At 70.1% G+C, this 16,130-nt stretch carries 18 protein-coding genes and 3 pseudogenes; 16 read left to right on the top strand and 5 right to left on the bottom strand.

What is annotated here, in order from left to right; all coding sequences use genetic code 11:
* Positions 1 to 77: 77 nt before the first annotated feature.
* A pseudogene (locus ACIBX3_RS55990) lies at positions 78 to 239 on the top strand (FAD-dependent monooxygenase); the annotation flags it as partial.
* 41 nt (positions 240 to 280) lie between these two features.
* On the opposite strand, the gene ACIBX3_RS55985 reads toward ACIBX3_RS55990, so the two are convergent.
* On the bottom strand, positions 281 to 1,231 hold the full coding sequence (locus ACIBX3_RS55985; RefSeq protein ID WP_397129006.1) for an LLM class flavin-dependent oxidoreductase: 951 nt from the start codon (positions 1,229 to 1,231) through the stop codon (positions 281 to 283).
* A gap of 75 nt (positions 1,232 to 1,306) precedes the next feature.
* Here ACIBX3_RS55985 and ACIBX3_RS55980 point away from each other — a divergent pair, with 75 nt between their 5' ends.
* From ACIBX3_RS55980 to ACIBX3_RS55920, 13 genes and pseudogenes are all read left to right on the top strand, one after another.
* Positions 1,307 to 2,032, top strand: a complete 726-nt coding sequence (locus ACIBX3_RS55980) for a helix-turn-helix domain-containing protein (RefSeq protein ID WP_397129005.1) — start codon at positions 1,307 to 1,309, stop codon at positions 2,030 to 2,032.
* Positions 2,033 to 2,141: 109 nt separating this feature from the next.
* Positions 2,142 to 2,684 (top strand): hypothetical protein, encoded by a 543-nt coding sequence (locus ACIBX3_RS55975; RefSeq protein WP_397129004.1) that lies wholly within the window; start codon positions 2,142 to 2,144, stop codon positions 2,682 to 2,684.
* Between the two features lie 13 nt (positions 2,685 to 2,697).
* Positions 2,698 to 3,753, top strand: coding sequence for a sensor histidine kinase (locus ACIBX3_RS55970; protein ID WP_397129003.1), 1,056 nt, complete (start codon positions 2,698 to 2,700; stop codon positions 3,751 to 3,753).
* A gap of 8 nt (positions 3,754 to 3,761) precedes the next feature.
* Positions 3,762 to 4,448: a response regulator gene (locus ACIBX3_RS55965; protein ID WP_397129002.1), complete on the top strand. Its 687-nt coding sequence runs from the start codon at positions 3,762 to 3,764 to the stop codon at positions 4,446 to 4,448.
* A 35-nt stretch (positions 4,449 to 4,483) separates the two neighbouring features.
* Positions 4,484 to 5,902, top strand: a complete 1,419-nt coding sequence (locus tag ACIBX3_RS55960) for a nitrilase-related carbon-nitrogen hydrolase (protein WP_397129001.1) — start codon at positions 4,484 to 4,486, stop codon at positions 5,900 to 5,902.
* A gap of 22 nt (positions 5,903 to 5,924) precedes the next feature.
* Positions 5,925 to 6,176, top strand: coding sequence for a hypothetical protein (locus tag ACIBX3_RS55955; RefSeq protein ID WP_397129058.1), 252 nt, complete (start codon positions 5,925 to 5,927; stop codon positions 6,174 to 6,176).
* A gap of 306 nt (positions 6,177 to 6,482) precedes the next feature.
* Positions 6,483 to 7,387, top strand: a pseudogene (locus tag ACIBX3_RS55950) (NADP-dependent oxidoreductase).
* A 78-nt stretch (positions 7,388 to 7,465) separates the two neighbouring features.
* Entirely contained in the window at positions 7,466 to 8,527 is a 1,062-nt protein-coding gene (locus ACIBX3_RS55945) for an alkene reductase (RefSeq protein WP_397129000.1), read from the top strand.
* Between the two features lie 11 nt (positions 8,528 to 8,538).
* The gene (locus tag ACIBX3_RS55940; protein WP_397128999.1) at positions 8,539 to 9,006 is read left to right on the top strand and encodes a MarR family winged helix-turn-helix transcriptional regulator; all 468 of its coding nucleotides are present in this window, start codon (positions 8,539 to 8,541) and stop codon (positions 9,004 to 9,006) included.
* 117 nt (positions 9,007 to 9,123) lie between these two features.
* Positions 9,124 to 10,044 (top strand): SDR family oxidoreductase, encoded by a 921-nt coding sequence (locus ACIBX3_RS55935; protein WP_397128998.1) that lies wholly within the window; start codon positions 9,124 to 9,126, stop codon positions 10,042 to 10,044.
* A gap of 180 nt (positions 10,045 to 10,224) precedes the next feature.
* Positions 10,225 to 10,356, top strand: a pseudogene (locus ACIBX3_RS55930) (recombinase family protein); the annotation flags it as partial.
* A 23-nt stretch (positions 10,357 to 10,379) separates the two neighbouring features.
* Positions 10,380 to 10,559, top strand: coding sequence for a Tn3 family transposase (locus ACIBX3_RS55925; RefSeq protein WP_397129057.1), 180 nt, complete (start codon positions 10,380 to 10,382; stop codon positions 10,557 to 10,559).
* Between the two features lie 61 nt (positions 10,560 to 10,620).
* The gene (locus ACIBX3_RS55920; protein WP_397128997.1) at positions 10,621 to 10,809 is read left to right on the top strand and encodes a hypothetical protein; all 189 of its coding nucleotides are present in this window, start codon (positions 10,621 to 10,623) and stop codon (positions 10,807 to 10,809) included.
* Between the two features lie 219 nt (positions 10,810 to 11,028).
* Here the strand turns inward: ACIBX3_RS55920 and ACIBX3_RS55915 are convergent, their stop codons facing one another.
* Positions 11,029 to 11,196, bottom strand: coding sequence for a hypothetical protein (locus ACIBX3_RS55915; protein ID WP_397128996.1), 168 nt, complete (start codon positions 11,194 to 11,196; stop codon positions 11,029 to 11,031).
* A 146-nt stretch (positions 11,197 to 11,342) separates the two neighbouring features.
* Positions 11,343 to 11,630: a hypothetical protein gene (locus ACIBX3_RS55910; protein ID WP_397128995.1), complete on the bottom strand. Its 288-nt coding sequence runs from the start codon at positions 11,628 to 11,630 to the stop codon at positions 11,343 to 11,345.
* A 176-nt stretch (positions 11,631 to 11,806) separates the two neighbouring features.
* On the opposite strand from ACIBX3_RS55910, the gene ACIBX3_RS55905 reads away from it, so the two are divergent.
* Complete coding sequence (locus ACIBX3_RS55905; RefSeq protein WP_397128994.1) at positions 11,807 to 12,256, top strand: hypothetical protein; 450 nt, start codon at positions 11,807 to 11,809, stop codon at positions 12,254 to 12,256.
* A gap of 124 nt (positions 12,257 to 12,380) precedes the next feature.
* Here the strand turns inward: ACIBX3_RS55905 and ACIBX3_RS55900 are convergent, their stop codons facing one another.
* Positions 12,381 to 13,241 (bottom strand): PaaX family transcriptional regulator C-terminal domain-containing protein, encoded by an 861-nt coding sequence (locus ACIBX3_RS55900; RefSeq protein ID WP_397128993.1) that lies wholly within the window; start codon positions 13,239 to 13,241, stop codon positions 12,381 to 12,383.
* Positions 13,242 to 13,744: 503 nt separating this feature from the next.
* On the bottom strand, positions 13,745 to 15,250 hold the full coding sequence (locus tag ACIBX3_RS55895; RefSeq protein WP_397128992.1) for a carboxylesterase/lipase family protein: 1,506 nt from the start codon (positions 15,248 to 15,250) through the stop codon (positions 13,745 to 13,747).
* 381 nt (positions 15,251 to 15,631) lie between these two features.
* On the opposite strand from ACIBX3_RS55895, the gene ACIBX3_RS55890 reads away from it, so the two are divergent.
* Positions 15,632 to 16,114, top strand: a complete 483-nt coding sequence (locus ACIBX3_RS55890; protein ID WP_397128991.1) for an ABC transporter permease — start codon at positions 15,632 to 15,634, stop codon at positions 16,112 to 16,114.
* Positions 16,115 to 16,130: the final 16 nt, after the last annotated feature.

Raw genomic sequence — 16,130 nt, 5'->3', positions numbered from 1 at the left:
TGACGCAGGAGCGGCTCAGGTCCCTCGTTATGGAGATGACGTACGGCTGGCATCCCTGATCCTGCGGGTGATCGCCCATTGGCGGGAGGTCTTCACGCTGGAGCTGCGCTCCGGCGTGCCGATCCCCGCCCTGGGAGACCATCCGCGTCACCCTGCTCGGCGACGCCGCCCACGCCATGAGCCCGGCGGCCGGGGCGGGGGCCAACCCCGCCCTGCGCGACGCGGCGGCGCTCGCCGCGGTACTCGCCCACGGCAGCCCGTCAACTCGCTCGATCCGCTCTCAGCGGCTGGAGGGCTTTCCAACTGCTGGGCGGGCGATCTCAGCGATGAGCTCCAGCTGGTCGAGCTGGGCGTCGAGGGACGGCGCAGCGACGCGGCAGACGAGGTGTTCCGCGCCCGCCGCCGCATAGCGAGCCAGCGTGCCGGCCACCTGCTCGGCCGGACCCGCGACCATCGCCTGGATCGTCCGCACCGTCTCGTACGGCAGGCCGTACGTGGTCCGGCAGTAGGTGTCGAGCTGCTGTTCTCCCTCTTCCACGTCGGCGGTGACCAGCACAGTGACGAACAGCGCCGGGATGATCGCGTCCACAGGTCGCTCCGCCGACGCCGCGGCGCGTCGTACCGTCGCGAGGCCCACCCGATAGTCGGCGGGATCGGGCGGGTAGGGCAGCCACCCGTCGTAGAGCCGCCCGGCGCGCTCCAGCGCCGACGGGCTCGCTCCGCCCAGCCAGATCGGCGGCCCGCCGGATCGATAGGAGCGCGTGGACTCGGGCAGTTCGTCGAAGCGCAGCACCTTGCCGTGGAAAGCCCGCTTGCCCGCCCACAGTGCCCGCCACAGGGCCACCGTGTCGTCCAGCCGCCCGAAGCGGCGCTCCCACGGCACCTCCGACACCGCGTACTCGATCTCCGACCGGCCGGGGAAGCCCGCACCCACGGTGACGACCAGGCGCCCAGCGGACAGGTGGTCAATGGAGGCGAGTTCCTGCGCGGCCGTGACCGGACGGCGGAAGGCAGGCAGCAGCGCCGCCGTGCCCAGTGTGACGTGCTCGGTCACCGGCGCGAGGGCGGCGAGCATGGCCAGCGGTTCGACGCGCGGGCCGAGCAGGGTGTCGTTGGCCCACACCGAGTCGTAGCCGAGCCGTTCCGCGCGCACGCCGAAGTCGACCAGCCGCCGGGCGTCGTCCCACTGGCTGTGGTTGGTAGGGAGCAGGACCCCCAGTCGCGTGTTCATGGGACGGATCGTGCTCCCTTCCGGGAATGTCGGCAATTCCCTCGAAGGAATGGACAGGTCCGGCACACTGGGCGGGTGGACTTCCCTCATGCCCTGCGCTCGGCCCGGCAGCGCCACCGTCTGAGCCAGCTCGACCTCGCACTGCGCGCGGGCACGACGCAACGCCACCTGAGTTTCATGGAGAGCGGCCGCTCCCGGCCCGGCCGGTCCATGGTGGTACGGCTCGGCGAGTCGATGGAGCTGCCCCTGAGGGAGCGCAACGAGCTCCTGCTCGCGGCCGGTTACGCCGCTGTCTACCCGCAGACCTCGATGGACGACCCTGGTCTGGAGCACGTGCGCACCGCGCTGCGGCACATCCTGACCGGACACTTGCCCTATCCCGCGATCGTCGTGGACGCGCGGCACGAGCTGGTGCTCGCCAACGACGCGTTCGGTCTGCTCACCGAAGGCGTCGCGGAGCACCTGCTGCGCCCGCCGGTCAATGTGCTGCGCCTCTCCCTGCACCCGGAAGGCTTGGCGTCGCGAATCGTCAACCTGGAGCAGTGGGCGCAGCACATCCTCGACCGCATCCCCCGGGACGACCTGTACGAGGAGCTGTCCGGCTACGTGCCGCACGCCGCGCCGGGCCCCGACCACGTGGGGTTCGCCGTCCCCGTACGGTTGTGCTCGGCGCGCGGCGAGCTGCGGCTGACGACCACGGTGACGACGTTCGCCACCGCGCTGGACGTGACCGTGGCGGAGCTCAAGCTGGAGGCGTTCCTGCCTGCCGACGCGGCCACGGCGGCGCTGCTGGCCGGGTGAGCGGCGGCCTCGGCGCCGGTCTATCTCACCGAACAAGCACGATGCACAGCTGCATTGCGTCCGGTTGCAGCGACCGGAGCGGCGGGCCCAGGGCGGCAGTACCGAGGCAGTGCACCTGACGATAACCGTCATCACCCGCCCCGCCCGCACGCTCGGCGTGGAGCCGTTCTTCGCCCACGTGCTGTCCGGGCTGCAGTCGCGGCGTGGACCTGCCGCTGACCAGCGTGTGGGCCGACGACTACGGGGCGATGACGCGCGTACGGGAGTATCTGGCCTCGCTCGGCCACCGGCTGGCCGGCCACGTCGGCATCCCGGCTACCAGCACACGCGCCGCCGCCACCAGGCGATCACCGACGCCCGTGAGACGCCCGGCATCGAGGTCGTCAGCGTCGCCACCGACTACTCCGACGCCCAGGGCGCCTCGGCCACCCGCGGCCTGCTGGCCGCCGCCCTGCCCGACATCACCTACCGCGCGCTCGGTCACATCCGCAAATCCCAAGCGATCGGCGGAGCCGGGATCACCGCCCGCTACGCGGGCAGCCCCCTGCAGCTCGACTTCGACGAGGAAGGCGAAACCAAGAGGCAGCTACGAGCGCAGAGAGGGACTCGCCTGATCACTCCTGAGAGCGATGCCCGCTGTCCCGAAATTTAGGGATAGTGGGCGGATGCCTTTGCTGTCGTCGCGCACGACCGAAATCGTGATCACTGGTGCGGTGACCGTGGCCACCGTGGGCCCCCTGCTGGTGCCCGAGCCGCGCGCCTGGTGGATCGTGGCGCTGGGCTTCCTGGCCTCGGCACCGGTGTGGTGGCGGCGCCGTGCGCCGATGGCCGTGGGGCTGCTGGTGGGCGCGGCGATGACCGTCATGGTCATGTGGGAGAAGCCGTTTCTGCCGTTCGGGCCGCTCGTGGCCCTGTACACCGTCGCCGAGCTCAGCCCGCTCCGGGTGCGGATGGCCGCGATCCCGATCGTCGCAGCCACCGTGGGGGTCTCGCTGGCCCTGCCCGCCGAGGACGGCCAGACCATCCGGCTGATCGGGACCGCGTTCGTGGCCGCCTACGCGCTGGGTACCAGCGCCCGCGCCCGCCACTCCCGCATGGCCGAGCTGGCCGAACGGGCACGCAGGCTGGAGCAGGAGCACATCGCGGCGGTGGCCCGCGAGCGCACCCGCATCGCCCGCGACATGCACGACATCGTCACCCACTCCGTCGGGCTCATGGTCGTGCAGGCGGAGGCGGGGCCACTGGATCCGGCGCGGGTCGAGGCGGCCTTCGACGCGATCGCCGAGACTGGCAGAGGTGCCCTCATCGAGCTGCGCGGGCTGCTGACGGCGCTGCGCTCAGCGGGCGGCGACCTCGTGGAACCCCGCCTCGACGGCCTGCCGGGACTGCTCGAACGCACCGGTCTTGAGACGACGCTGACCATCGAGGGCGATCCGCGACCCATCACGGGCGGGGTCGAGGCGGCCGCCTACCGGATCGTCCAGGAGGCCCTGACCAACGTGCTCAAACACGCGGGAACGCCCGCCGTCCACGTGGGGGTGCGTTGGAGCGAGCAGGGGTTGGACGTCGAGGTCGCCGACGGGGGCGGCGGGCCGAACGGGCACTCCGGCGGGTACGGCCTAGCCGGGATGCGGGAACGCGCCGCCGCGTGCGGCGGCACCCTGCACGCGGGGAGAGGCGACAACGGCGGATTCGTGGTCAGGGCGGCCTTTCCTGTTTGATGGGGATCATGCTGCGCGTGCTCGTCGCCGACGATCAGGATCTCTTCAGGGCGGGCTTCGGTCTGATCCTCGGCTCGCAACCGGACATGGAGGTCGTGGGCGAGGCGGCCGACGGCGAGTCCGCGGTGGCCGCCGCCGTGGAACTGCGACCCGACGTGGTGGTGATGGACGTGCGCATGCCGGGCATGAACGGCATCGAGGCCACCCGGCTGATCTGCGCGGCCACCACGGCCAAGGTTCTGGTGCTGACCATGTTCGACCTGGACGAGTACGTCTACGACGCCGTACGCGCCGGAGCCAGTGGCTTCCTGCTCAAGGACATCCGCAGGGACGAACTGGCGGGAGCCGTACGCACCATCGCGGCAGGCGACTCGCTGCTGTCCCCCGCCGCCACCAGACGACTGCTGGAGGACCTGGTCAGACGGCCTAGCCACGATGTCGCGCCGCGCCTGGCGGCCAGACTGGGCGAGCTGACCGACCGTGAGCGCGAGACGCTGCGGCTCGTGGCCCGCGGGCTGTCCAACGCCGAGATCGCCACCGAGCTGGTCGTCACCGAGCACACGGTCAAGACGCACGTGAGCCGCATGCTGACCAAGCTCGCCCTCCGCGACCGGGTGCAGGCGGTCGCCTTCGCCTATGAGTCCGGCCTCGTCGTCGCCGGTGGGAGTGACATCGGAGATCACGCTCACGACTGACGCGCCCGCCGGGGCGTTGTCCAGATCATCGAGGCATGAACAAACTCGCTCCTGTCGCCGCCGCTCTGCTCTCGGCGCTCCTGCTGCATCTGGGCACCGGGCTCCATCCGGTGTCCTGGCTGACCTGGGTGGCATTCCTGCCCGTCCTGCTCGTGGCGAGCAGGGTGGGCGCCGGTCCGGCCTTCGCCTCCGGGTCACTGGCCTGGCTGGGCGGTCAGACGCAGATGTGGTCCTACTACTCCGGCACCATCGAGACCCCCCTGGTCGTGACGGCGCCCGTCATCATCGGCACGTCCATCGCGTTCGGCCTTGTCACCCTGATCTTCCGCACCCTCCTGGCCAGGGGCCGCCCGGTCCTCGCGGCGCTGGCCGTACCGGCGGCATGGGTGGCGCTGGAGTACGCGATGTCGCTGTCGGCGCCGCACGGCGCCTGGTGGAGTCTGGCCTACACCCAGGCGGACGTGTTACCTGTGCTGCAGACCGCTGCCCTCACCGGGGTCTGGGGCATCACCTTCCTGCTCCTGCTGGTGCCTGCCGCCATCGCCGCCCTGCTCGCGCCCGGCGCGCCCGGCAGGCTGCGGGTCGCCGTCACGGCGGGCGCGATCGTGGCCGTGGCGCTCGGTCACGGTGCCTGGCGCCTGATGGCCCCCGCCGACGGCTCCGGCCGGCAGGTCGCGCTCGTCTCCACCGACGACCCGCGCGGCTCGGCCGACTTGAGCTCCCCGCAGGGACAGGGACTCTCGCGCCGCTACACCTCGGCGATCGAAGCCGCCGCAGCCGGGGGCGCCCGCGTCGTGATCCTGCCGGAGGCAACCTTCCGCACCGACTCTTCGCTGCCACTGGGCCGGCCCAGTGTGGACGTCGTCGTCGGCGCCATCCTCCGCAAGGGCGACGTGAAGTTCAACGCGGCCCTCGCCTACCCGGTGGAGTACGACAAGCAGCACATGATTCCCGGCCTGGAGTCGGAGTTCACGCCGGGTAAGAGTCTGGCCTTTCTACCCGGCTCCACATGGGGCCTGATCATCTGCAAGGACCTGGACTTCCCCGAGCTGGTCCGCGATTACCGCAACAGGGGAGCGACCGCCCTGCTCGCCCCCGCGTGGGACTTCGACGACGACGCCTGGCTTCACAGCCGGATGGCGATCACCCGCGGGGTCGAGAGCGGCCTGTCGGTCGCCCGGGTCGCCCGCGCAGGACTGCTGGTCGTCAGCGACCCGAGGGGACGTGTCCTGGCCGAGGCACGCAGCGCCAAGGAGATGACCACGGTCACCGCCACACTGCCCGACCACGCGCAGACCACCCTCTACGGGCGGCTGGGCGACTGGGCGGCCTGGGCGTCGGCCGGGCTGCTGCTCCTGGTACTGGCCGGGCTCGGGCGTGGCGCTCACCCCTTGATGCCGCCCTCCAGTTCACCGGCGACGTGGACTACCTGCGCGAGACCGCCTACCCAGTGATCAAGGGAGCGCCGAGTTCTGGCTGGACTTCCTGCACACCGACCCGCGTGACGGCACGCTCGTCGTCTCCCCCAGCTACTCCCCCGAGCACGGCGTGGCACGCTCGGAGAGGTTGTTCGTGCTGGCGTTGTGCAGCGTCCCGTCGGTCCTCGACGGCGGCCCGCGTCGTCATCCGCGAGGCCGCGTTCACCGTCTGGGACCGCAGGTGCGCCTGATCGCCGCCTGCCCCGAGACGGCCGGGGCCGCTAGCCGGAGGGCGCTGGACGCCGGCTGACGGCCCTGCTCGATCAGCAACTCGCCGGCCTCCGACCGCGCGTGGCTGCTGCGGCGGCCGGGACACTCCCGGGTGCGGCACCGGGCGACGGGGGAAGGGCGCCCGGTCCGCCCTCACCCTAGAAGCCGGCAATTCCAGGTAGCTCCCATGACGCCCGTGCAGTCGCGGTGATCAGGCGGCCTCGCCGCCGGCCGCAGTCGATCTCGTGCGGTCCGGGCGGCAGCAGATACTTGGCTAGCCACATATTTGATGTACAGTGGTTATGTGTCTAGCCACCTAATGTGTGGCGCAACGTGAGGAGCTGTCATGAAAGCCATCGTTTTTGACCGTTTCGGCGGCCCGGAAGTACTGCATGAGGCGGACATCGAGGCCCCGCAGCCCGGCCCCGGGCAGGTCCGTGTCCGCGTGAAGGCTGCCGGGCTGAACGCGCTGGACGGCAAGATCCGCTCCGGGATGCTGGAGGCCGTGTACCCAACGCCCTTCCCCGCCGTTCCCGGTCGCGAGCTCGCCGGCGTGGTGGACGCCCTGGGTAAGGGCATAACCGACGTGCAGGTCGGCGACGAGGTGCTGGGCTGGTCGGACACCGGCTCGTACGCCGAGTACGCGCTGGCCACCATCGTGGCCCCCAAGCCCGCCGCCCTCGGCTGGCAGCACGCGGCCGCGCTGCCGGTGGCGGGTGAGACCGCCGAGCGGGTCCTGAACCTGCTCGGCGTCGCCGCCGGGGAGACCGTGCTGATGCACGGCGCGGCGGGAGCGGTCGGAACCCTGGCGGTCCAGCTCGCCACGGCCCGCGGAGCATGTGTCATCGGCACCGCCTGCCCCGGGAATCAGGACTATCTCACCTCGCTCGGCGCCACCGCGACCGTGTACGGCGAGGGCCTGGTCGAGCGGGTCCGGGCGCTCGCCCCGACGGCGTGGACGCGGTATTCGACCTGGCCGGGAAGGGCGCCCTTGAGGACTCCATCACCCTGCGGGGCGGCACCGATCGCATCGTCACCATCGCCGACTTCCGCGCGCAGCAGCTCGGCATCACCTTCGCCAGCGGTCCCGCGGAGGCCTCGGCCGCCCGCCTGGCCGCCCTGGCCCAGGACGCCGCGACCGGCAAGATCGTCACCACCGTCACCGCCTATCCGCTCGACCAGGCTGCCACGGCCCAGCAGGTCAGCGACGCCGGGCATGTCCGGGGCAAGCTCGTCCTCGCCGTCGGCTGAACACGCTCGCCTCTTCATCCACCCCGACCCGCCGCTTCCCGATGCCCACCCGGGCCTTGCCGCACCGAAGGACCACGCATGCTGGACTCTCTGTGGACGCCGGCCACCGTCGGCGGCATATCCCTGCCGCACCGTCTGGTCATGGCCCCCATGACTCGTGACCGCTCCACGCCGGAAGGCGTCCCGACCGAGCTGAACGCCGAGTACTACGCCCAGCGAGCTTCGCACGCGCTGATCATCACTGAGGGAACCCAGCCCTCCGCCGACGGCCAGGGCTACCTCCTCACTCCCGGCATTCACAATGGCGAGCAGATCGCCGGGTGGCGCAAGGTCATTGACGCCGTGCACGCGGCCGGCGGCCGGATCGTCATCCAGCTGATGCACGTCGGACGCATCTCCCACCCCGACAACACCCCCCACGGGCGCCGGCCGGTCGCCCCGTCGGCGATCCGCCCCGAGGGCGTGATGTTCACCGCGTCCGGGCCCCAGGAGATGCCGGAGCCCCGTGCGCTGTCCACGCAGGAGGTCGCGGCGACGGTCGACGACTTCCGGCGCGCTGCGGCGGCCGCTGTCGCGGCGGGCGCGGACGGCGCGGAGATCCACGGTGCCAACGGCTACTTGGTGCACCAGTTCCTGTCCGACAACACCAACCAGCGCACCGACCGCTACGGCGGCTCCCTTGACAACCGCATCCGCTTCGCCGTCGAGGTCGCCGCCGCCGTGGCCGGCGAGATCGGCGCGGAGCGCACCGGTCTGCGCATCTCCCCCGGCAACCCCTACAACGACATCGCCGAGTCCGACACCGCCGAGCTGTATCCGGCGCTCCTGGACGCGCTGCGCCCGCTGGGCCTGGCCTACCTCCACGTGATGCACGCGGGCGAGGAGGCTCTGCTGGACACCCTGCGCGCGCAGTGGCCGGCCACGCTGATCCTCAATCGGGGCGGCACCGATCTGCCCACCCGCGCCAAGGACATCGACAACGGTACGGCCGACCTGGTCTCCGTCGGCGCCCTCGCGCTGGCCAACCCGGACCTGGTGGAGCGGCTCCGCGCCGGCGCGGAGCTGAACGTCCCAGACCCGGCCACCTTCTACGGCGGCGGAGCGGCCGGCTACACCGACTATCCCACCTACACGTCTTGAGGAGCCGAACCATGCCCCACATCCCCACGACGGCCGGCAAGGGGCCGATGAGCTACGCGATCTTCCAGCTCGCCCGCGCCCACCGCGCCCACGCCGCGGCCCTGCTTCGCGCGATGGACCTGCATCCCGGACAGGAACTGCTGCTGATGCAGCTCTTCGACCGGGACGGCCAGACCCAGTCCGAGCTGCTCGAAAGCGTCGGCTTGGACCACTCCACCGTCTCCAAGTCGCTGCGCCGGATGCAGGACGCCGGCCTGCTCGTCCGCGAGCCGGCCGCACATGACCGGCGCGTCATGGTGGTCCATCTCACCGACAAGGGCCGTGCCATGCGCGAACCCATCGCAGCCCTGTGGCAGACCCTGGAGGAGACCTCCTCGCGGAACCTGTCGGAGCAGCAGGCGGAGTCCTTCGTCGACACCGCCTACGCCATCGCCGAGGCGCTCACCAGCCGCGCGCTTCCGCCAGAAGAATCCGGCTAACTCGCCGGTCTGGCCGGCCGTCTGCACATCGAGAACGGCCGCATCACCCCGTCCCATCCGCCTTCGACCTCGGCGATCAAGCCCCTTCGCTCCTGACCTGATGGAAAGTGAAACCCCATGACTGCCACCGACTCCACCACCCTCCCGGTCCTCGTCGTCGGGGCGACCGGCTCTCTCGGGGGCAAGGTCGTCGACGAACTACTCAAGCGCGGCAAGAACGTCCGTGCCCTGGTGAGGCCGGCCAGCGACGCGAGCAGGCTCGAAAGCCGGGGTGTCGAGATCGCCCGCGGCGACATGCTCGACCTCGACTCGCTCGTCGCCGCCATGAACGGCGCCGATGCCGTCATCACCACCGCCGCCGGCTACACCCGCGGCGGCAAGAACGCGCACGACATCGACACCGTCGGCAACACCAACCTCGCCGAGGCCGCCCACCGCGCCGGCATCCGACGGTTCGTCCTGACCAGCATCCTCACCAGCGACCAGACGCCCGATGTCCCACACTTCTGGCACAAGAAGCTCGCCGAGGACAAACTCGAACAGCTCGGCGTCCCGTTCCTCGCACTGCGGCCGGGGGCGTTCCTCGACCAGATCGCGAGCATGGCGGGCGACCCGATCGACAAGGGCCGCCTGATCTGGATCGGCAAGACCACCGTCCCGCTGACCTTCGTCCACACCTCCGATCTCGCGGCGTACCTGGCAGCCGCAGTCGACGCCGAGGCCGACGACAGTGAGCGCATCGACATCGGCTGGGACCATCCGGTCAGTATGCGCGAGGTAGCCGACCTCATGGGCAGCAGGGCCGGAAAGAAGATCAAAGTGTGGGCCGTCCCGTCCGCCGTCGCCCGCACCGCAGAAGCCAGCGCCGGCCGCTTCATGCCCCTGATCAAGGACATGGCCGCGATGTTCGGCTGGTTCGACACCGGCCGCTACGTCGCCGACACCCGCCGCCAGGAGCAGCTGTTCGGCCCCGTCCCCACGGCCGAGGACGTCCTCGCCCGGTATAGCAACGAGTTGGGCACTGCACAGCACCGGTGACAGGCCCGCGTCCCGGCGCCCTGACCAGGACACCTCAGGCTGCCCTACCGAATCCGATGGCCTGCAAGTCCTGCGAGTCTGCGCGCTGACCCACAATCGGGCTGACAGCCGCGTGATCATGGCGGCGTTCCATAAGGGGATCCTCAAGGTGAGGGCCCCTTATCCGGAACACTGGAGCGTGTGAACGGAACCCGCGTCGCCTACGCCCGCTGCTCCACCGACGAGCAAGACGTCATCATCCAGACCGAACAACTCCTGACCCTCGACGTCCCCGCAGACCGCATCTACATCGACCGCGGGTTCTCCGGCACCACCCGCCGCAACCACCTTCCTACATCGACAACGCCCTGGGCAGTCTGCGGGCCGCGGGCTACCCGCTCGCTGAGGAGGATGTCGCCCGGTTGTCGCCGTTCGTTCGCCGGCACATCAACGTGATCGGCACCTACACCTTCGCGCTGCCCGACCTCGGCCCGGCGGGTGTCCGGGAGCTACGCAACCCGGACACCCGACTGTGACGACGACTGATGACGACGACTGACACGGGTCGAGATCGAACCGTGCTTCGGGCGCGTGCACGTGACGATGACGATGATCGAGAACTGGATCCTGGTCCAGGGTGAGCCCTCAATCCTGCACACCGACGTGGCGCTCTACGGCGAGATCCAACTACGCACCGACCGCCGCCTCGACATGACGTGCTCCCCACGGGCGAAACCGATGGGCCAACCGCTGACGATCTGCTGGCGCATCGGTCCTTCCCCTTGACCGCCGTCGATGATGTCGTGGTACGTCAGACCCGGTCGATCCAGACCGTGCATTGGTTCCCGGCGGAGGCGAGCGCGTCCAGCCCCCGGTCCACGGAACCAAACCGGACCATGATGGGGAGTCTGCCGGGGATCAGCCAGGGAACGTGGCGGCGGATCCAGCGCCGCGCCGGACTTAAGGCCGATCATGTACACCGGTTCGCGGATTGTTTAAGACCCGCTAGTTCCAGGTGGTGCCGGCGGGGTCCTTGATGATGTTGTTGACAGTGTCGAAGAAGTTGCTCATCGCCATCCAGAGGATCAGTGTCGCGCGCTGCCGCTCGTCGTAGTGCTTGACGAGGTCGTCCCATATCGCGTCAGGGATGGCGTCGGCGGACTGGTCGTTCATACGGGCGGCTGCTTCGGCCAATGCCAGGGCAGCGCGTTCGGCATCGGTGAAGAAGGGCGACTGCCGCCATGCCGCAGGAGGGTGACGCCGATGGCCGCCCGCCACGGCCGGTAGCCGTACCCGAGGACGAGGTCCTGGACTCGCCCTCACGCCCGCTGGGTGAGGCCTCGCCCAGCGGCGGCCTGGCGGAGCTTTTCGCGTAGCACCTGGCTGGCTTCCCGGTCCAGGCCGGAGGCTCGGTAGGCGAAGGCGAGCTGCTCGTACGGATGAGGCGTGTAGACGTCGCAGCCGCGCCGCAGCCAGACCAGCCGCGCCCGGGCCGAATGCGGTGGCAGCGGCTGAAGGCGTTCGTAGACGGCGCCGTCAAGCTCCGTTCTCGGCCCGTCCTGTGACAGGTCCTGCAGCGTCCCGATCCTGGCATTGCGGAGTGACACCACGCCCACGCTGTCCGCAGCGGGGGTCAGGACAGTCTTGCCCGCCTGGGCATCCGACAGGTCGATCTGCCATCGGGCAAGACTGGCCTGGTCAGATCTACCGTGTCAACGGATGTGACACCAAGCCCGGTTCGCCGTTCCACTCCTACTGGCAGGCCATCCACAACGAGGCCGCTGTGGCCTTGAAGGTCCCCGCTGCCATCCCGCCGAGCACGCCGTTCACGGCCGCGCTCACCCTGTCCCCCTGCGTCTCTCCCGAGCCCGGCTCCATCCTGGTCGCTTTGAACCCCGAGCAGGGCGGCACGATCGTCGACTCCTCGGGCCACGGACGCGACGCCACCGTCACGGGCGGGACCGCCACCTATGACGCCACCGCGCCCACTGGCAGCGGGCTGGTGCTCGACGGAAAAACCTACATGGTCACCGGGAACACCACTCTCGGTCTCCTGCCCGAGGCCACCTTCGCGGCCGAGGTCAAGATCGCTGGAAGCGGCTACCGCCGACAGGCCACCTCCGAGGGCATCACCGGCTGCACCTCCAGGCCTCTGCGCTTCGGTGCCGACCAGGGCGGCGGCCAGCGCCGGGCCGGCGCGGTGGCCGTGCGGCGATCTTCACCAAGACGCTGACAGCCGACGAGATCAAGAACTGGAGGCAACTGGCCTTCACCTGAGGCCTGCGGGCGCATCGGCGGCCTGGGCGGGCGTGGCCGCATGCCGAGCCGTTGCCTCGACAGCGTCGGCGCGACGAGATCTATCCCGGCTGCCTGCTGATGCGTTCCCACTCGCGCATCGCGTCCGGCTCCCACCTGGCATGTTGCCGGTGGAAAAGCTTGGCGGCGCGTGCGCCGCTCCACCCTGGAGGCAGCAGTTTCGCAGGCAGTGCGGGATCGATCAGCGCAAGCCGGCGCCAGGCGTGCACGAGTTGTGTGTGCCTGACCAACGGATCGTTGGAGGGCGGCCGCGTGAACTCGGCGAGGAACGCCTCATACTGCCGCGCGATTTCGTCCAGGTCCCACGCTTGCCGGACGAGGGCCGACACCTCTCCGCCGGCGAGGTACTCGGACAGGAAGATCTGCGCCTCCTCGCGGACCTCGGCTTCGTCCAGTACGAACTCGGCCTCGCCGACCCGGTCGGTGTGCGTGCTGACCCACACACCCGGCGCCGGGTTGCCGAATCCCACCCACCGCAGTCGCGTGCGCAGCAGGTGGCGTCCGGCCCGATTCGTCTCCGCGGCTCGTGCCAGCACCACCAGCCACCTGCCGTCCCACTCCGGCTGGGTCGCGGTGAAGCCGAAAATCCGCTCAGCGCCAAAGTTGAGGAACTGCCGAAACGCCGGGCTGAGGTGCCACCACGTGTACCGCCCTTCACGTTCGGGAATGAGCCAGCCATCCGCGGAAGCCCGCGCCAGGGCCTGGCGGCAAGCCTCCTCCTTGACGCCGAACCTCCCCAGCGCATCGACGAAGGCCGATGTGGGGGCGGGGTTCACGGCAGGACGCACATAATCACCGAGAAGCGTGATCAGCAGTCCCCGTACACCGCCCGTGCCTGCGGCGTATCGGCGGGACAGAACGAACTTCTCCTCGGAAGCCTTGCCGAACGACCCTGCCGGCATCGGTTCGTCTCGAGGCTCAGACATGCCGGTGCCGACGACCGGCTCTGTTGCTGAGGGTGGAGCGCATGTGCGGATTGTATTGCGGGTGGCCGGTTACCCGATCACTGAGCGCCCGCGATCGCGATCTCCGCCGGCCCTCGTCCTTCGGTTTTCGGGCATCGTCCGGCGGGAAGATCAGGTTACTCCGTCGCGCAGCCCGCGGTGCCCGAACCCGAACCGCCGGACCACGCTTATGGCCTCGTCTCGCTTCCGCTGCTGATGCTCGGCCACGTCCCGGAAACCGACCGTTCGTCCCCCAGGCATGCGGCGCCCGGGCCGCGGAGCTGCTCCGGCGCCGATACGCCACATGGAGCGCACCCCGGGCGAACCGAATGGCGGCGCTTGACCCAGGAAGAAGGTGCCTGACATCCTCCGCCGGCCCGGCAAGGCCTCCCGTCGGAGTGCCTGGCCGAGCTTCCTATGGCGGCGCGGCAAGGGCGGCGATGACCCTTCCCGCGGCGTGGTCACTGTCGAGGCAGAGGGGCGAAGGTGTGGTCGTGCCAGAGCCGGCGAGAGGTCTCCTCCGGGTAGGAGGTGACCATCGATTCGGTGTTCAGGATCTGGGTCAGGCGGTGCTGGGCATCGTAGGCGGGCCAGCCGGGGTCACCTGTCGCGGCGAAGGCGGTCCATGTCGTGCGGATGTGCTGGGACAGGGCTTGACCCTCGGGAGAGACCGGATCTCCCATCAGGGCCGCGCCGAGACCCGCGCCGAAGACGCCGAACGTGAGCGGGACGTCCAAGCCATGGCAGGCGCCGAGAACCCCACCCAACCCGGGCGCAGGCCAGGTCAGCTCGTACAGATGCGCGCGACCCCCACCGGCGGCCTGCGCCTGGGCGAGATGGAGTGAGGGCATGCGGAACAGCCAGTCGGACTGGACCAACTCGAACAGTTCCCCGGCGGCCGCTCCAGGGAAGGCCTCGCGGTAGGCGCGCCCGCCGTCCGGCGCGAACACGCGCAGTGCCGTAGTCGCCTGTTCCTCGACGACTTGGCCCAGCAGCCCGCCGAAGGCGACGAAGAGCCGGTACTCATCCCGGTTGTGTCCCACGATCAGCTCGATGTCTCGGCCGGTACCATCCGCCAGGGCCTGCCACGGGGTGGCGGGCAGCACCTCACCGTCGACCACCGGTGAAAACGGCGTCGGGGTATGCGCGACCGCGCCCCATCGGTCCTCGAACTGGCGCATCTTGGCGGTCACCGTCTCGCCCGCGGCGACCAGCCGGTCAGGGGCGACACCTGAGAGATCGTCGACGGTCGCGGACATGCCCAGCTCGCCGGCGATGACAGTGGCGATGTCACCGGCCAGCTCCGCGGAGAAGAACGTGCCGGGAACGCTCTGGGCGATGGCGCGCCGGAACAGTCCCGCCGCCCGCGGCATGGCCATCAGCGCGGCGACCGACCCGGCGCCGGCGGACTCGCCGAAGACGGTGACCCGGCCGGGATCCCCGCCGAAAGCCGCGATGTTCTCGTGCACCCATTCCAGCGCGGCCACCTGGTCGAGCAGGCCGCGGTTGGCGGGCGCCCCGTCGATGTGGGCGAACCCCTCCATGCCGACCCGGTAATTGAAGGTCACCACGACCACGCCGCTCTCCGCCAGCCGGGTCCCGTCGTAGCCAGGGTCGCTCGACATGCCGAACATGTAGGCCCCGCCGTAGATCCACACCATGACCGGCAGGCCGGCGCCGGGATCGGGTTCGGGAGTCCAGACGTTGAGCGTCAGCCAGTCGTCGCCCACGGCGTCGTTCACCGAAGGAGGCGCCCCGGGCATCGTCGCCTGAGGAGGCGGCGGGCCGTACGCGAAGGCCTCACGCACGCCGTCCCACCCGCGCACCGGCTGTGGAGCCGCAAAGCGCGCCGGGCCGACCGGCGGCTGCGCGAAGGGGATGCCACGGAAGACCGCCGGGCCTGCTTCGCGACGGCCGCGGACCGTTCCGGTCGTAATGTTGATCTCGGGGTAGGCAGACGCGGTCATCGAAGGCTCCTTTTCCGGGGAAACAGCCTGAGGTGCCCCGGCAGAAGAGCCAAAAATGCCCCCTCTGCTGCACTGACGGCCTGTCGACGCACAATACAACAGAATGACGGCCGTAAACAGTATTGTAGAACGTCATGGCAGGGAGGAGCCGATGCCGGTCGGCCAACCAGGGCGAACCGGTAGCCGCCGATCGGCTGGATCAGTTTCGTCACCAGGTCGGGTGTCCGACGATCGCGGCCGTGACGTCGCCTGCACCCCGGCGCAGCCCGGCGGCGGCCTGACGTACGTCGACCTCTACGTCCCTGTTCTGGTCCTGTTCAATCTGGCCATCCTGGCCAGGCCTCCCTGCCGACCACGCTCGCGGGATACCGGGAGAACGGCGTGCTGCGGCGCATGCTGACCACGCCGGTCGGCCCGGCCCGCGTGCTCGCCGCCCAGCTCGTGGCCAACTTCGCCATCGCGGTCGTCGCGATGGTCGTGTTCCTCGCGGTGGCCGGGTTCGGCTTCGGCATCGACCTGCCGAAGCACCTTCTCGGTTTCGCCCTCGCCTGGTTGCTCGGGGCGGCCGCGTTGCTCGCGATCGGCCTGTTGATCACCGCGCTTGCGCCCGGGCGTGGCCCGGCCACGGCGATCGGCACGGTGCTGTTCTTCCCGATGATGTTCTTCGCCGGGCTCTGGGTGCCGATCTCGCTGATGCCGCCGCTGCTGCGGAACATCGCCCACTACACCCCGCTCGGCGCGGGCATCGGGGCGTTCCAGGACGCGTACCTGGGTCACTTTCCGTCCGCCGCGCCGCTGTTTACCCTGACGGCATATGCGGTGGTGTGCGCGTTCGTCGCGGTCCGCTGGTTCCGCTGGGAGTAGACGCTGTCAATAGAAT

This window comes from Nonomuraea sp. NPDC049480 (assembly GCF_044465905.1).
Classification (GTDB): Bacteria; Actinomycetota; Actinomycetes; order Streptosporangiales; family Streptosporangiaceae; genus Nonomuraea.
This window is presented reverse-complemented; position numbering and strand designations above follow the sequence as displayed.

Bases quoted from the DNA above. Each gene is read 5' to 3' on its own strand.
- ACIBX3_RS55985 (WP_397129006.1), bottom strand. From the start codon at position 1,231: ATGAACACGCGACTGGGGGTCCTGCTCCCTACCAACCACAGCCAGTGG.
- ACIBX3_RS55970 (WP_397129003.1), top strand. From the start codon at position 2,698: ATGCCTTTGCTGTCGTCGCGCACGACCGAAATCGTGATCACTGGTGCG.
- ACIBX3_RS55965 (WP_397129002.1), top strand. From the start codon at position 3,762: ATGCTGCGCGTGCTCGTCGCCGACGATCAGGATCTCTTCAGGGCGGGC.
- ACIBX3_RS55960 (WP_397129001.1), top strand. From the start codon at position 4,484: ATGAACAAACTCGCTCCTGTCGCCGCCGCTCTGCTCTCGGCGCTCCTG.
- ACIBX3_RS55945 (WP_397129000.1), top strand. From the start codon at position 7,466: ATGCTGGACTCTCTGTGGACGCCGGCCACCGTCGGCGGCATATCCCTG.
- ACIBX3_RS55940 (WP_397128999.1), top strand. From the start codon at position 8,539: ATGCCCCACATCCCCACGACGGCCGGCAAGGGGCCGATGAGCTACGCG.
- ACIBX3_RS55935 (WP_397128998.1), top strand. From the start codon at position 9,124: ATGACTGCCACCGACTCCACCACCCTCCCGGTCCTCGTCGTCGGGGCG.
- ACIBX3_RS55915 (WP_397128996.1), bottom strand. From the start codon at position 11,196: ATGAACGACCAGTCCGCCGACGCCATCCCTGACGCGATATGGGACGAC.
- ACIBX3_RS55900 (WP_397128993.1), bottom strand. From the start codon at position 13,241: ATGCCGGCAGGGTCGTTCGGCAAGGCTTCCGAGGAGAAGTTCGTTCTG.
- ACIBX3_RS55895 (WP_397128992.1), bottom strand. From the start codon at position 15,250: ATGACCGCGTCTGCCTACCCCGAGATCAACATTACGACCGGAACGGTC.